A 17,852-nucleotide genomic window follows, 5' to 3' on the forward strand; every position below is an offset into this window, starting at 1 on the left:
TAATTTCTTAACGATAACGTCACATAAATGCTTAAGAAAAAGCCCTTCACCCACATTTTATAATGAGTGAAGGACTTTTTTTCAATTAGCGATTGCCTTATGACTTTTCGTCATTCATTGCTTTCTTATTCTTCTTTGCGTCTTTTTCCTGTTACAAGAAGTGTTGCTACAAGTCCTGCCGCAATGAGAAGTACCAGTGTTCTGGAAGCGTCTGTTGTATCATCTGTTCCGCCTCGTCTTGCTCCGAGAACTCCTGCCTCTTCGGGCTCTTCTCTCTTTGCTCCGAGAACTCCTGCCTCTTCCTGAGGACGGTTTACACCCTGAACCTGACCACCATCATTGTCATCATTGTCATCATCGTTTTCAACGAACGGAGCCTGTCTTGCAGGTGTGTCATCATCGTCATCATCATCATCATCATCGTCGTCATCTACAACCGGAGGTACAGGATCGATTATAGGATCGATTATAGGATCAAGCTGATCAGGATTCTTGGTCACGATACTGTAGACAATTATATCCGATGCAGGCATTGTCATTGTCTGACTTGCTGCGTGGCTTGTGATCTTGCCTGTAAGTACTGCTCCAAGTTTTGAAAGTGCATCCGACAGCTTAACTCCGAGCATCTCAGCCTTAACTTCTTCCATATTCCAGATACCGAATGTGTATCCTTCTACTGTAGGAAGGTCAGGACAATCAAATACTTCACCGGCTGTTGCTGTTCTGTTATGAGTTGCAGCTTCTGCAAGAAGTGCATCCCAGTTTGCAGGCTTCTCTACACCATCAGCTATTCTGTACTCGAATTTGATGTTATAGATTATTGCCTTAAAGGTTGCTATAAATGTTGTGTCTTCGTAAAGTGTGTAAGTTTCCTGAGCTTCGCCTGAGATATATCCGGCAGAACTATCAGGATAGCCATCTGTGTAGTTAAGATTCTTGATTACATCATCTACGCTAAGCTTTTCTCCGACACCGTCGAGCTTGACCTCAACATCTTCGCCTGCTTCATTCTTCTTAACAACATACCATGCATCAAACTCATATCCAGCCATTGGCTGTGCTTCAGATCCTGTGATCTTATCTGTCTTTGTCTTCTGGATATCAGCATCCTTATCATTAGATGTCGTTCCTCCAGCCCTTGCAACGTAGGAAACTGTGTAAGTATCATCATCGTCGAGCACAAATCTTGCTTCAAACTGTGCACCTACAAACGGTCCGGTTTCTCCGCAAAGTGCTTTGAGTTCTGAGCTGATAACTTCAGGAGTAAGTACTTTTTCCTGACTTACAAGTTTTCCGATAACTGATGCATCAAGAGGTGCTCTAAGTTCAAATTCACGGGTCTCTGCATACATGTACCAGCCGTCGAACTTGTAACCTGCGTCAGGCTTTGCAGTTGATCCGATAATTCCATCAGTTGAGCGGATCCAAGGAACTGTTTCATAGGTCATCTGATCGAATGATTCAGGATTATCAGGCCATGAAACAAGACCATGATCATATACTCCATCCTCATTTCTTACAATATATGTTATGCCATATGTTGCTTCAGGATCCTTTTCGTAGGTTCCTATAACTGTTACATTGTTTGCAGGCATCGTAAATGTGCCGCTTACTTCACTTTCATCAATGGTCCAGCCTGTAAAAACATAGCCTTCAAGATAATCTTCATCAAGGATATTAACTGTATCACCTTTATTGTAAGTATTTTCATCTATAGGTTCTGTTACTTCAGGACGAGGGCAATCTACAAATACATATTCGTAGGTTACTTTGTAATCAATCGGTGTGAAGGAACCAATAAGCTCAACATTGCTTGCTGGCATCACTTGTTTACCTGTAACTACTTCTTCCTGTCCATCAATCTTCCATCCATTAAAGGTGTATCCTTCAGGAACAGTTGCAAGTTCCTGTACTGTATAAGTATCTCCTGCGTTGTATGTATTCTGATCCACAGGTGCTACTGCATCTTCAGGTGATCCTTCTACAAATGAGTATGTCACATTGTAGTCGATCGGTGTGAAGGAGCCAACAAGAACTACGTTGTCTGCAGGCATCACTTGTTTACCTGTTACAACATTGCCTTCTCCACCAATCTTCCAGCCATTAAAGGTGTATCCTTCAGGAACACTTGCAAGTCCCTGTACTGTATAAGTATCTCCTGCCTTGTACTTATTTTCATCTACAGGTGCTACTGCACCTTCAGGTGATCCTTCTACGAATTCGTAGGTTACTGAATACGTTGCTGCAGGTTTTTCCCATACTGCGAAGATTGCCTGATAAGGTTTTGCTTCATCTGCTGCTACCTTATTTGCTTCTTTCTCAAATGCACTATCTCTGTAGAAATTTGTACCATTGTAGTAAAGGAGCATATTGGAAGGAAGTTCTGCACCATTCTCAATAATAAGTGCAGACTGTTTATAGTTGCTTTCTGTTGTCATGAAAATGTCTACTTCTTCATCGCTGCTACCCATATTTACAATTGCCCAGCCCTTAAATGTGTATGCTGTGCGTGTAGGTGCTGCCTGAATAGCTACTGCTTCATTGATACCAAGTGTGCTTTTCTTGTAGTTGGCTACATTATCAACATGGAAAGCTGCTTCTCCATCATTTTTGAACCACGGTATGAATGTAGGTGTGGGTTCTCCATTCTTCTTAAATGACGGTCTTAACTGAACCGTATAGTTGTATCGAGGCTTGCCGCTTGCATCTACCTTTCCTGTAGGTTCTTTTTTTGCATTTGCTGCAAGAACATTAAATTTAGATCCCGGATAAATCACTGAGTTTTCTACATCTACATATTCTCCTTTATCTCCTTTATCTTCATCATACTTCTGCATTACCCAGTGATCAAAACGATATCCTTCAGGTGCTTTAATTGCAGCAACTGCTGATGCTTCTGCATTATCTACATAAATATTAGAGTCAACAGGGTTTCCTTCTCCTGTAACTGCAGGATCATAATCAGAATCTGTCTTAATATATGTAACTTTAATGCCATCTGCACCTTCAAGTACCTGACTCCATCTTCCGTACAGATTGAATTCATTTTTAACCCAATATCTGTTTTCCTGCTTATCCTTATTATAGGTTGCACCCTCGCCGTGCTTATCCATATCATCTGTAAAGTGATTATCCCAGTCATATGGAGTTGTCACAGTCATGTCGTTAAGGACTGTATCTGCGCTGAACATCTTTCCGTCATCAGTATACCAGCCAACGAAAACGTATTCATTTCTAACTCCTTTAGGTAAGCTGATCTTTCCGCCATAACTTACACGGAAACACATTCCCTGTTTATCAGATCCCCATGAAAGAGATTCATCTCTATCTGAGTTTGGATGTAAGAATACACGATATTGAATCTTTCTCCACTTTGCATATACTCGTATTCCGCCTATAGGCATCGTAGTATCAAAGTTAAAGGGAGTATTACAAGTTGCATCCGTATACCATCCATCGAAAATATATCCGCTTTCACCTGCAGGAAGATCAGGAACATAATTCTTTACATTATCCGGGATTAGAGCTCCCTGATCTATTTCATCGCTTTCTTTAAACAGATGATTGTCGTTACTTCTGAAATTACCTTCATCACCTTCTATATATTTTCCATCAAAGAATGCTACTTTATAAACTTCACGCCTATAGAGATAGTTTGTGTGATGGACTGTCGGATTTTCCGTAGTCCAGCTTCTGTTCTTTCTCCAGTTATTATCAAAGCCTACTTCTCTGTTATTTTCTGAATAACAGATATAGCCATCATATTTAGGAGCATTCTGCTCTGTAACATTTGTATTACTTGAGCGTGATTGAATAACATCTGCCTCATAATAAGTAACACCATCAACAGTCTTTACTGTTTTCCCGGAATAATCCTCACCTTCAACAGTCTCATACCAAATATGATATCTCCAGTCATTACTATTACCAGGGAATCTTACTATAAGGAAATTACCATCATTACCTTCTGCCACATTGGTTTTACCAAGGATATTCTCATTTAATACAGAAACAAGTCCCTTAACTGTACCATCGCCACCTGCTGACTGATTGGGCTTAAGCTTAGTGCCGACCATCATGATAAAGCTTACAGGATAATAATTTCCCACGCCTTGTATTTGTTCATATTTTGGCCATTTTGCACTTATATCTTCTCCGTAATATGCATCAAGTTCGAAATAATGTGCAGTAAACCCTTCTACAGTAGCCTGATGATCCTCTAAGCCTGCAAGAGTAGGATGATTTCTCTGGTCGTCATGCCATGTTGCAATACCCCAAATATTACCTCCCCTATTCGAATTATTAGCAAAGGAATATCTGTTATTGCCATTTCCATTATCTCTATAGTAATAGAATCTTACTTTATACTCTATTCTATCGAAGTACAGATTCAGAACTGTATCACCTTCAGGAGTGATTTTTATTTTCTCGTCTGCTATTTTATCTCTGTTCAGGTTGAATCCTATATAATGCTTTTCAACGTTTTTATCATTACCAATCTTTACATAGTCTTCGTCCCTGTTGTCAACAATAGTATAAGGAATGTTCTGTCCAACTTTTCCTTCGTTCTCTATATAAGCTTCCTTTAAATCATATCCGCTTCTCTTATTGTTCTGAAGCCATAATATAACTGTATATGGAGCCTTATCTTTCGCTTCCCACTTTGCAAAAATATTCGTTCTATCAACGAGGTATTCGTTAAAGTTAAACTCATTACCTTCAGTACATGCCTCGTCTCTATACCATCCGGCGAAATTATATCCATTTCTCTTCATATCAATGGTAGGTTCTTCCGGATACTTTCCACTATATACAAACTGAGGAGCTACATAAGTTGCACCTTTACCATTCTCATTAAATACAAGCCAATGACCTTCTGGTGCATTTACTGAAAACTCTACATCTCCGGAAATAACAATCTCATCACCTACGCCATATACTTTTCCTTCAGTATAGTCCTTAATATTGCTGCTACCTGACTTTACAAACCAGCCTTCAAAATTGTGATAGTCGTCAATAGGTGTATATCCAAGAGTTATAGTATAATTTGCAGTTTTATCAGATGCTGTCTCGCTTATCTCTGCAGTATCAGAACCAAGAGATATGTTATTCATATCAAAGAACGAAACCTTATATCCTCTGCTAAACATAGCATAGTAGATAACAGGCTCAGCGCCTTCTTCATCTGCATCTATGTCAGGAGGAAGCATACGTTCAACTGCTGTTCTTACTTCCTCTATAGTGAGACCTTGAGTATCTAAAGTATAATCTTCTTCTGTTGTCCAGCCTCTGAAAATAGTTCCATCTTCCTGATCGTCAACACCGGGATCATAGAGAACCTGCTCCATGTTATCGCCCTGTTTTACGAGCATTGAAGCTATCTCTTTTGTTCCGTTCATGAACTTAACACGAAGTCTTGCATCAGGATCTCTGCTGGTAACAACTACATAAATTGAGAATGCGTCTGAGCTAAATGCTACCTCATCTCCACTTACCTGAGGATCGCTAACAACTGCTGCTTCACCTGCATTATCAATATGAACAACGTCAGTATTTTCAGCCTGAGCGATTGCTGTGTTCTGAAGTACTACGCTTATAGCCTTGAGGGGCTCTATTTCTTTCTTTTTGTACCAGAATGATATATCTACAGCTGCTACGCTCTCTACTTCTCCTGCAACCTTTTCTGTTGCAGCATCAAGTATTCCCTGATCCTCAACTACAGATACTTTCATTTCTGTATCTGCAGGGAATGCGCCTTCGGGAGCGCTTACTTTTACAGAGATATCTCCGGCGCTGCCTTCGAAATCCTTTGCAGGCATTTCTATTTCTTCTTCAGGCTCTTCTTCTACTTCGATCTTCTCGAAATTAGCAGTATATGTAGCGCCATCTATAATCTGAGCATCTGCCGGAACAAAGCTCTCTTCTTCGCCAACCGGGTTACCGGCTGCATCTGTCCAGTTTATGAAGTCGTATCCTTCTGTTGCTTCTGCAATAGCACCTTCAAAAGCTGCTCCTTCAACTGACAGATCAACAGATTCTGAAGGCTTTGATACAGAGCCGCCTTCTGTTGCTGCATAATTTATTGTAACAACGCTGGAAGGCACTTCTTCAGGAACTTCAGCTGCAGGTGTTTCATCTACAGGAGCCTCTTCTGCGGGAGTCTCTTCTGCAGGTGTCTCTTCTGCAGGTGTCTCCTCTGCAGGTGCTTCCTCTGCAGGTGTCTCTTCTGCAGGTGTCTCCTCTGCAGGTGCTTCCTCAGCAGGAGTTTCCTCTACCTGTTCTTCTTCAGAAGCAGTGAGTTCTTCGGGAGTCTCTTCTTCAGGTTCTTCTACCTCTTCTTCGGGAGCCTCTTCGGCAGGTTCTTCAACCTCCTCTTCAGGCTCTTCTTCAATAGGCTCCTCTACCTCTTCAGCCTCTTCTTCGGCTTCGATGTCTCCCAAAAGATCTGCCTCATCTTCTATAGTGTCATTTTCATCAATGGAATCAGCCAGCATAGATTCATCTTCTGTGGCACGAACACCGATACTGTTGTAATCGGATCCGAAGGTTGTAAATATTAAAACCATTGCCAAGATCATTGCCAGCTTTCTAAAGAAAGATTTACGCATATGCAATTCCCCCTTCTTAAGAATACATATAACTACTGTGTATAATTATTATAAGAAATATTCTTTCAAAAATGCGTACGAAAAATGATTAGTTTCCTTCAAAACTCGTACTTGACAATCCATTTTGTTAACGAACAGTTTATAGTTTCTTTAGAATTAGGGATATCCTGTTAGCCTGTCCTTACATACACGAAAGGATTTTTGCAAAGAAAATACCCCGCATCTCTGCGGGGTATCTCTGTGTTATGAGAAATTATTATTTATCCATTTCTCTGCGTTTTTTTCCTGTTGCAAGAATTGTTGCCATAGCACCTGCTGCTATAAGTACAACCAGCACTCTGGATGCATCTGTTGTGTCATCCGTTCCGCCTCGTCTTGCTCCAAGCACGCCTGCTTCTTCAGTTTCTTCAGTTTCTTCTGTTCTCTTTGCTCCGAGAACTGCTGCTTCATCTGCCTGTACATTTGAAGAAGCCTCTACCTGATCATTGCTTGTATTATCATTGTTGTTTGAGGAAGGAGTAGTTACTTTTTTCTTCTTTTCCTTCTTCTTATCAGGTGTGTCATTTTCCTTAGTAGGTTCTACTGTCAGTGTTCCGAATGCCTTGGTTATATCATAGTTTGTAAGCTTTGTCTGTGCATTACCTTCAGCTATATCGAAATCATTAGTTGTTGAACCAACTTCAGTCTGGCTCTTAGTAAATGTGTAAGTAAACTCGTCACCTTCTGCAAGCTGAGGATTAACGGTTACTGTGTTGTTTGTAAGAGCTGTTCCGTCGTAAACCTTAGTTGCTGAACCGGATATTACATCGACCTTCATAGGAGTAATTGTAAGTGTTCCTTCATTAAGAACAGGCTCTGCAAACTGATCTGTAACGATGTTGCCATATTCGTCAACAATCTTGAATTCTTCGCTAACAGTCATTGCAAGTATATGGTCTCCAACATCTCTGTAGTTAACACTGTCACTTACACTTATTCCATATACCTGGAACTTAGCCTCATCGATTTCAACTTCCTTGGTTCCATCTTCAGCATGTACATTTAATGCTCCAAGTACGGTATCAACAATATCCTTTACTGCATCAATTGCCTTTCCAAGTACTCCGGCTTCTCCCTGTACAGAACCTTCAAGTACATAATCGAAGTCTGCTGCTGTCCATGTCTTTCCGGTGAATACCTCTTTTCTGTCCTTAATAGTTGCAGTAATCATGAACTTGTTGCCATCAACTCTCTTAGAAATTACAAGAGCACCGATTGTATCGTTGATCTTATAGTTGCGAGAGTCTGTACCTTCACCGTATACAATAGTGTATTCGTTTGGCTCAGTTTCAAGTACAGCTTTACCGGTTATTGTAACTGTAGCCTTATCATCCTTAATGAGTTTTACTTCCACAGGCTGATTGTTATGCTTAGCATCTATTGTGGTTGTATTCTCTGATGTTTTTACTGTAGCACCAGCATAAAGAGGTTTTCCATTATAAAGCTGTGTATCAGTATCTGTAGTAATCTCAATTTCTGCAGGTGTTATTGTAAGTGTTCCGGCTTTCTTGGTAACACCGGTGAAGCTTGATGTTCTATCCTGACCCTCAGCATTCTTAATCACATAACTATCAACTACGTTATTGCCGGCTGCTGTGTCAGCAACATTGATAATATCCTTGGTAGACTTTACAACTGCCTCAACTGTAAATCCTTCAGGAAGTCCTGCAGGAGTAGCATTTACAAGTTCAGCCTTTGTAAGAGCCGTTCCGTCGTATACCTTCTCGCCGCTTGCAGCTTCAAGCTCAATGGCTGTGTCGTTCTTTCCAATTGTAAGGTTCTGCTTGCTTCCGCTAATGCTGTAGTTAGAATCTGTAGCCTTAGTCCAGTTAATTGTGTAATCATTGAGCTCAGTACCTTCATCAGTAATTGTTCCGGTAACTGTGATCTCAATTTCTTCATCTCCTACAAGCTTAACAACGACCGGATTATTTGCATGGTCATCATCTATTACCTGAACGCCGTCAATACCTGTTACTTTAACGGATGCTCCCTTTGTAAGAGGTGTTCCGTCATAAGGCTTGGAGCCTTCCTTGGTATCAATTATGATCTCTCGTGCTGTTACTGTTAACTCACCATCAATCTTCTTAATGTTGGTGAAGCTTGCAGTCTGATCTTTTCCGCTTGCATCATAGATTACGTATGTATCTACTTTGTTTGCTTCTGTACCTGCATTTGTAATGGTACCGGTAGCTGTTGCCTCAACTGTGAAGTCTTTAGGAAGTCCATCAAATGCTACAGGATTCTCTTTATCAGATCCGTCAGCAGTGAGCGCTGTTCCATCGTAAACCTTTCCAGCACTGGGTGCTGTAAGGGTTACAAGAGTATCATCATTAATCGATACAGTAAGCTTTCCTGTTGAAACATCTACAATATTGTAGTTACCTGCATTGTAGTTGCCGAAATCAATATCAGCATGTGTGTTGTCACTTGAACCTACTTCTGTCTGTGTACCTGTGATTGTAATAGATGCTGTCTCGTCATTTACAAGATCAAAGGTAAATGCCTTTCCATTATGATCATCAGGTACAGTAAAGGTCTCATTGCCATCCACGGATACTGTAGCGCCCTTTGTGAGAGCTGATCCGTCATACTTCTTGGTTCCTGCCTTAGTAGATACTTCAATATTTCTGGGATAGATCGTAAGCGTTCCGTTTTCAGCTTTTACTGTAAAGTTCTCTGTCTTATCTTTATCACCAAGCATGATCGCATAATCAGTGATTATGTTGTTGCCATCAGCTGTATCAGCAACTTCTACGACAGGCTTGTCAGAAGATACGGTTGCAACAATTGTGAATCCTTCAGGAAGTCCTTCAGGTTTATCTGTTACAAGTTCATTCTTCTCAAGTCGTGTTCCATCGTATGTCTTATATGCACTAGCTGCGGTGATGGTGATTACTGTATTGTTCTTGGTTACTGTAAGGGTTCCAAGTTCTTCCTTGACTGTGTAGTTTTCTTCTGAAACTCCTGCTGCCTTCCAACCAAGGTTGTAAGTATTGTTGCCCTCTTCACCGCCGACCTCAGTCTGCTTTCCGGTTACCTCAAGGTTATCCTTAAGAGCTGCAATTTCAGCCTTAACCGCGTCACTTACTGTGCCGGTGGGAACGATATCAGACTCATCCTTGGTAAGAGGTGTTCCGTCATACTCCTTAGTGTCAGAACCTGTTGATATAGTGATCTCAACTGCTGTTACTTCAAGAGTACCATTAGCCTTTTTAAAGTTTGTGAAGCTTGCAGTCTTATCTTCGTTCTTAGCATTCTTGATCACATAACCGTCATCAACTACGTTAGCGGCTGTACCGACGTTTGTGATGGTTCCGGTAGCTGTAGCCTCTACTGTAAATCCGTCAGGAAGTCCGGTTGCTGTAACCTTCTTGTCACCCGTACCATCTGCTGTAAGAGCTGATCCATCGTACTGCTTACTGTCACTGGGAGCTATAAGAGTAATTTCTGTGCCGTTCTCTGTTACAGTGAGTACTCCAAGCTGTTCTGTAATAGTGTAGTTAGTTGATTTTACATTGCCCCAGGTAATCTCATAGGTATTTTGGCTGTCTCCTACCTCTATCTGCGAACCGGTTGCTGTAATAGTAGCTGTCTCGTTAGCCGCAAATCCTGTAATACTTGCTTCAGAATTTGTAAGAGCTGTTCCGTCATACTGTTTGCTATCTGAACCTGTTGTTACAGTCAGTTCCTTAGGAGTGATTGTAAGTACGCCTTTCACCTTAGCTACATTAGGGAAATTCGCAGTCTTATCCTCTCCGCTGGGATCTCTGATGATCCAGCCATCATTAACTACGTTGTTACCTGTGATAGTTCCGTCTGCATCTGCCTTAGGATTATCCTCTACGTTTGTGATGCTTCCGGTTGCTGTTGCCTCTACTGTAAAGCCTTCAGGAAGACCTGTTGCTGTTACTTTCTTTTCGCCTGTTCCATCAGCTTTAAGAGGTGTTCCGTCGTATTCCTTGCTGTCACTTGGTGCTGTAAGAATTACATCAGCATCAGATTCAGTAATTGTAAGTGTTCCGGGTTCTTCAGTTACCGTATAGTTCGTTTCCTTTGCTGTTCCCCACTCGATAGAAACAGTATTGGTTGTAGAACCAACTTCTGTGATAGTTCCGGTACCTGTTACTGTAGCAGTCTCGCCGTCTACAAGACCGGTGATTTCAGCATCCTTGGTCTCGCATGTAAGAGCCGTTCCGTCGTAAGGCTTAGAATCTGATCCGGTCTTAGCAGTTGCTGCTTTAGGATTGATTGTAAGAACTCCGTCTACCTTCTGAACATTTGTAAAGAAGGCGGTTACATCCTGTTCTCCCTTATAAATCTTGTAGCCGTCATTAACAATGTTGTTACCAACTACTTTACCGTCTTCATCAGCTTTAGGATTATCCGCTACATTTGTGATGCTTCCGGATGCTGTTGCTTCAGCTGTGAAGGCTGCAGGGAGTCCTTCGACTGTTACATCGCTGTTTGTAAGCGCTGTTCCATCATAGGTCTTGGAATCTGAAGCAGCTATAAGCTGAATGAGGTCATCATTAGCTGTTACTGTAAGAGTTCCAAGCTCCTCATTTGTTACTTCATAGTTATTCTCAAGAGCTGTGCCGTCCCAAGTAATCTCATAAGTATTCTCGGTTTCTCCAACATCTGTGATCTTACCTGTTGCATTGATAGTTGCTGTCTCGTTGTTCTTAAGACCTGAAATGCTCTTCTCTTCATTGTAGCTATGCTCGGTTCCATCATACTCAAATTCCTTGGATCCGGTAGTTACTGTAAGAGGTGCCTTGGTTACTTCAAGAGTTCCATTCTCAAGCTTGATATTGCTGAAGTAAGCCTTAACATCATTACCCTCTGAGTCAAGAATCTTGTAGCTTGTGATTTCGTTGTCAGCTGTACCAACATTTGTGACGGTTCCTTCTACTACAGCTTCAAGTGTAAGAGCTGAAGGGAAGTTGTCGCTCTTAGTGTATCCACTATCAGTAAGAGCTGTGCCGTCATATACCTTGTCATTGCTGTTTGCGGTAATAGTAATCTCGGCATCATTGTCTGTTACTGTAAGTGTTCCAAGGTTAGGTGTAATTGTGTAGTTATCTTCCTTAACACTTGCAGCTGTCCAATTGATAGTATAAGTATTGTCACTGGATCCCACATCTGTCTGTGAACCGGTTGCTGTAATATTTCTGTTAAGGGCTACTATCTCAGCAGCTACCTTTGTGCTTACCTGACCATCAGCTGTAACTGAAGCTTCGTCCTTAGTAAGAGCTGTTCCGTCATATGCCTTGCTGGCTGATCCTGTAGCAACACTGATCGGAACTGCTGTAACTGTAAGAGTACCATTATAAGTCGCTACGGACTTGAAGTTAGCTGTCTTGTTGTTACCCTCAGCATCTTCGATTTTCCAAGTTTTAATTACGTTGTCTACAGAACCAACATCGGTAATTGTTCCTTCACATGTACCAACAATCTCGTATCCTTCAGGGAGCTTCTCACTTCCGCCGAGAACGATTTTGTTAAGTGTAAGAGCTTCTCCATCGTACTGCTTGGTAGCACTGTCAGCCCTAAGTGTAATCTCAGCTTGAGAAACTGTAAGTGTTCCAAGGCTCTCACCATTTTCTGCAAGCTCATAGTTAGCAGCACTTGCTGTTCCCCATGTAATTGTATAGGTGTTGTCACTTGTGCCTACTTCGGTCTGTGATCCTGTTGCAACTACTGTTGCAGTCTCATTATTAACAAGTCCGCTAATAGTTCCGTTGCCTGTAGTCAGAGCTGTTCCGTCATAAGGCTTAGCAGCTGTAGGTGTTGTAACTGTGTACTTAACCTTGTTAACAGTAAGGGTACCATCAACCTTGGTTGCTTTTGCAAAGTTCTCAGTCTTATCTTCGCCGGCTGAGTTCCTAATTACATATCCGTCATCAACTACGTTAGCTGATGTTCCGGCATTGGTCTGTGTGCCGGTTGCTGTAGCTTCTACTGTAAAGCCATTAGGAAGTCCGGATGCTGTTACCTTCTTTTCACCTGTTCCATTGCAGGTAAGAGCTGTACCATCGTATACCTTGCTGTCACTGGGAGCTGTAAGTGTGATGGTTGCAGTATTCTTCTTAACCTCCAGAGTTCCGAGATTCTCGGTTACTGTATAGTTTCTAAGAAGAATTCCAACATTCTGCTCATTCCACTTGTATGTATTAGTGCTGTGTCCAACTTCTGTCTGTGTACCGGTTGCTGTTACTGTAGCGCTTTCGCCGTTTACAAAACCGGTTGCAGAAGCTGTAGCATTTGTAAGAGCTGTTCCGTCATATTCCTTTTCAGCCGAACCTGTTGTTACAGTTACGGTTGCAGGATTGATTGTGAGCTTAAGTTCATTATTGTCATCAATAGAGAACTCAACTGTAAATGCAATGTCGCTTTCCTTGGCAAAATCGCCAATTGCAAGAGTCTCAGTGTATGCAATAACGTTTTCATCAGCATCACGCTTTACATTGGTCTCGCTGATTGAAGGACCGGAATAAACGATGTCATCCTTATTAAATACATCGTCAGATACAGTTACTTTTGCACCATGTACCTTATCGTTGCCTTCATAGTAATACTTCTCTTTAATACTGAATCCGTTATCAGCATATGCCTGTCCGCTGTAAGTCTCTGTTCTTTCAGTTCCCTCGATTACAACGTAGAGCTTAAGAGGCTCATAAACAGCATAAAGAGTATTGATATCAGTATTAAGTGTCTTGCTTGCTTTGTCTCCGGCTATCCATTCCTGACCGAGTCCTACATACTGTCCCTGTGAACTGTTATTAGGATCAGTATTCCAGCCAACCTGAACATAGCCATCCTTCTCAAAGATCGCGCCCTTAGCTACGATCTTCTGATTAACCTTAAGACCTGAAACAACCACCTGTCCGTTTGTTAATGTCTCACTTACTCCGGATCTCAGATGTCCGCCGTTAGGATCATACTTGATGTCCACAAGCTCATCAGGTCCGCCTGATGCGCCGGTTTCTACGTACTGAGCTACAACATGTACGCAGTGATATGTTTCAGTCTTGGTCTCTCCGTCAATTACTACTTCAATATCTTTATCTACGCCTGCGGCATAAATATCATTATCAATGGTAAATACACCGTTAGGAAGATAAATTTTTTCTGGCTTATCTCCGACTACCTTCCATCCGATGAAGGAATATCCGCCATTTTCTGTGCGCTTTCCTGTAGGAGGAGCTGCCAGTACTACAGATGAATTGGTAGCATAATTGTAATCAGGAATATAGGAAGTTGATCCATCCTGATACTGCCCCTTGGCTGCGTACGTGTCGTACCATACTCTTACAGTACCCTGGTTACGCCATACAGCTCTGAGAGTAACGGGTTCTGTAACCTTACCATACTCAAACTTGGCACCTGTGGAGCCATCTTTATTAACATAATACCAACCGATAAGTTCAAATCCGTTCTTCTCAACGCCGTTAATAAGAGTGTTACGTCCAACTTCCTCAGTTGACTTAACATTGAAATATCTATCTGCAGCGGGCTTATCCTGCATCCATGCAAGTTCGTTAACAAATGTGCCGCCATCTGCATCAAGAGTTACTCTGTACTTAACAGGTTCATAAACACCGTAAATAACAATTCCGCCATCAGGCATTGTTGTTGAGAAATCAAAGAGCTTCTCGGGATCCTTTTTGCCTACTTCGCCTTCAGGATCGCCCTGAGGAAGCTTGTACCAGTTAAAACTATAGCCGGGAATCTCTCTTGATTTATCTCTGTAATCAGTAACTTCCTTTACAGTATCAAGAGGCTTCTCGTAGTAAATATTTTTAATAACCTTTGTTTCAATAACATCGCCATTGCCGTCAATGATCTTAAAGGTTACGTTATACTGATTTCTCCTGTGGGCAACGTACAGATTATTACCGGTCAATTCGACTGATGTTCTAGCAGAACTTGATGTGTCTTGAGGATCTCTACACTTGGGCCATTCTTCCACGTCTTTACTTAAATTGAATGCATAAGCATCAACAGAAAATCCGTTGTACTTATTTGTAAAATCGAACGATCCACCGCTGGTGGTTGTAGTGGTGTTATCTGCGTTATTGTTGCTAGGATGATATTTTCCATTTATATCCATCTTATAATGACGGATCGTATATCTTCCGGACGCGTTGCTGCTTGAATAGCATGTCCTGTTTACAAGGAATGTATCAAGGAATGTAGTGGTTATTCCTGATGCAGAACTACCAGACTTTCCTTCTTTCCATGTACGCTCAGATGGCCACACATAGCTTGAATCAGCCTCAGTAAACTTCTGGCCGTAACGTCCAGTGAATTGTCCCGGGAACTGGCCATTTCTGGTATATGTCTGCCAGCCTGACTGATCGTAGCTTAGAGTAGAAATATATCTGGTACCTTGGTATTCTTTCCAGCCATAGTTCCAGCCATAGTCATAGCCATAGTAATACCATCTGCCGCCATACTTGGTCAGTTCAACATATTCTTCGTTTACAAGTCCATACTGAGTCTCCCAATCGCTAGTACTTGTTGTAGGTGTATATGTATATGTATATCCACCCTGTACATAATACTGGAAGTCTACAGTAATCTCTCTACGAACTTCATAGATATTAACAATAGTATTTCCTGATGCATTTACATAGTACTTGCCATCTCTTTCGGTGGCATTCTCGATCTTAACTTCACTCTCAAGCTGAGTATTATACTCAAATCCGGCCTGAATATACTGATTACGTGTATCTTCTGAGTCGGAAATATACTCTTGTACAGCTTTTCCGGAAACAGTCCTCTGAGGGTTCTCTCTCTGGTACCACCTATAATCATCGTCATCGTCTGTACGGACCGCGATTACTTCATGACCTTGATACCGACCTTCATAGAACACGATCTCAGCATCAGTTGTGCCTTCAAGCTCTGTGCTGCTGTAGTAATCCCAACCATCCAGAGTTCTGTTCTGATGCCACTCTACAACTGTGTACTTGGTTGTAGCATTAGGTGACCAGCATGCATACAGCTTGAGCTCGTTTTTCTCTGTATCCAAAGTAGAAACATTCTGAATAAGAGTGTTCTTCTCTTCATCTGAAAGAGGCTCACGGTCATCACCATCTGAAAGTGACCAACCCAAAAACTCATAGCCGGTACGAGTAGGAATCTGAGTTTCGGGAACCTTGGTCAGTACCTTGCCAAGCTTATCGCCTTCCTCAAGGAACTGTGAATCTGTGAAGGTTGCGCCCTTCTCACCACCTACATTATTAATGAACCTTACCCAAAACGCAGGAACGATAACAGCATAGAGGAAGATATCTCCATCCTCAGCAGCCTCAACTACATTAAGGGGATCCTCCTTTGTAATAAGGTCCTCATCCGTATACTGAGTCTTTTTCCCTCTTGACCATCCCTTAAAAGCTTTTCCTGCTCCTGCGGGAATATCAAACTTGGAATCCGTAACGTCAAGAATAGCATCTTCAGGTTTTACAACCGGTACTTTCTCAACACGAGCAATCTCTCCATCGCTACCAATAAAGGTTACGTAGTAAGTAGAGCTCATTACGGGATAAACATTGATCACACAATCATGTGTAATACCTGATACTTTATATACATCATTGGTGAATACAATCTCTGTACCTTCGCTGTCACCATCTACAAACCAGCCAAGGAACTCCTGGTTTTCACCGATATGTGGAACGCCGGGATTGGCAATCTCATCGTCATTCTTAACGATCTTCTCGAAAATAACATCCTTTTCTGTAGCCTTACCAAAAGGCTCGCTAAAGAATCTGATTGTTCCGATCTCATACTCGTTATTGTCTGGATCATCATCATTCTCACCAACTACGATAAAGATAGAGAACTGGTTTGCTTTAAACTCTACATTAGTAGCAACCTGAGTATTATCCTCAGCATCATCGTTTGCATCTTCTGTTTTAACGTCTGCTTCGATCTGCTCAACTTCACCATTATGATCATGAAGCACTGTAAAGTTCTCACCCTCGATAGTTTCCTCAAGTGCGAGATTTACATGAACGAATCTTTCATCTGCGGGCTGAATATCTTTTCCTTCATATTTAAAGGAGATGTCAACACCCTTTGCTTCCTTAGCAGTTTCGCCAAGTTCATTCTGAGCTGTCTCAAGAGCGAGTTCATCTGATACGGGCTTGATTACTATTTCTGTGCCCTCAGGGAAAAGTCCCTCTTCAGCATCAACAGACACGATCATTCCGCCTACATGAACATCCGTTACAGAAAGTTCAGGCATGCTTATTTCTTCAGCCAGCTTAAATACAGCTGTAAATGAAGTATCTTCTTCTATATTAGAAGGAGCAAAAGTAGCTTCTTTTGAAACTTCATTGCCTTCAGCATCTTCCCATTCAACAAATACATACTTGTCATTTCTGGGACTTGCTGTAGCACCTTCAAAAGCAGCACCTTCTGCATTGATATCGATAGTTTCAGAATCTCTCGAAACCTTACCACCCTTTGTAGCTGTATATGTAACAGTTACATTGTGTGCTTCTGCAGTTACTTCTTCAGTTTCCTCAGGAAGTTCTCCTGGAACTTCTTCGGGAGTCTCTTCAGGAGTTTCTTCTGAAGGAGTCTCTTCTACAGGCGCTTCCTCAGCCGGAGTTTCATCAGTAGGAACATCTGCATTTTCTTCATCTGCAGGTGTCTCTTCTGAAGGAGTTTCTTCAGCCGGAGCTTCCTCTGAAGGAGTTTCTTCTGAAGGAGTTTCTTCAACTACTTCTTCAGCAGGTTCTGCTTCCTCTACCTCCTCTGTTTCTTCTTCAGAGACTTCTTCCGTCTCTTCTATTTCAGATACATTTTGTTCAGAATTAATTTCTTCCCATAAACCTGCATCTGAGTTTTCTGATGCAACCGCATCAGCATCTTCGTTTGAACTAGCCAGCACAGCTTCGTCTTCTGTAGCACGAACACCGATACTGTTGTAATCGGATCCAAAGGTTGTTGTTAACACAACCAGTGCCAAAAGCATTGCCAGCTTTCTTGCGAACGACTTACGCATAGGATTCCCCCCTTTGAAAAATAGTTTTATAAAATAACGCATATTTATTATAAAAAAAATTTATTCTTACTTGGGCACGGAATATGAACAGAATACTTCAAAACTCGTACTTGACAAAATCAGTTTCCTTGCTCATAATATTCTAGTTGTCTTTCTGACAACAAATATGCTTTTAGCGTATT

At 41.6% G+C, this 17,852-nt stretch carries 2 protein-coding genes; both read right to left on the reverse strand.

What is annotated here, in order from left to right; genetic code table 11:
* Nucleotides 1-125 precede the first annotated feature (125 nt).
* Nucleotides 126-6,608 (reverse strand): InlB B-repeat-containing protein, encoded by a 6,483-nt coding sequence (locus T543_RS00495; RefSeq protein WP_035764623.1) that lies wholly within the window; start codon nucleotides 6,606-6,608, stop codon nucleotides 126-128.
* A 256-nt stretch (nucleotides 6,609-6,864) separates the two neighbouring features.
* Nucleotides 6,865-17,670: a beta strand repeat-containing protein gene (locus T543_RS00500; RefSeq protein ID WP_035764626.1), complete on the reverse strand. Its 10,806-nt coding sequence runs from the start codon at nucleotides 17,668-17,670 to the stop codon at nucleotides 6,865-6,867.
* Nucleotides 17,671-17,852 lie beyond the last annotated feature (182 nt).

It is taken from the genome of Butyrivibrio sp. NC2002, assembly GCF_000702265.1.
GTDB lineage: Bacteria > Bacillota > Clostridia > Lachnospirales > Lachnospiraceae > Butyrivibrio.

Coding starts and splice junctions, on each gene's coding strand:
- T543_RS00495 (WP_035764623.1), bottom strand. CDS start 6,608: ATGCGTAAATCTTTCTTTAGAAAGCTGGCAATGATCTTGGCAATGGTT.
- T543_RS00500 (WP_035764626.1), bottom strand. CDS start 17,670: ATGCGTAAGTCGTTCGCAAGAAAGCTGGCAATGCTTTTGGCACTGGTT.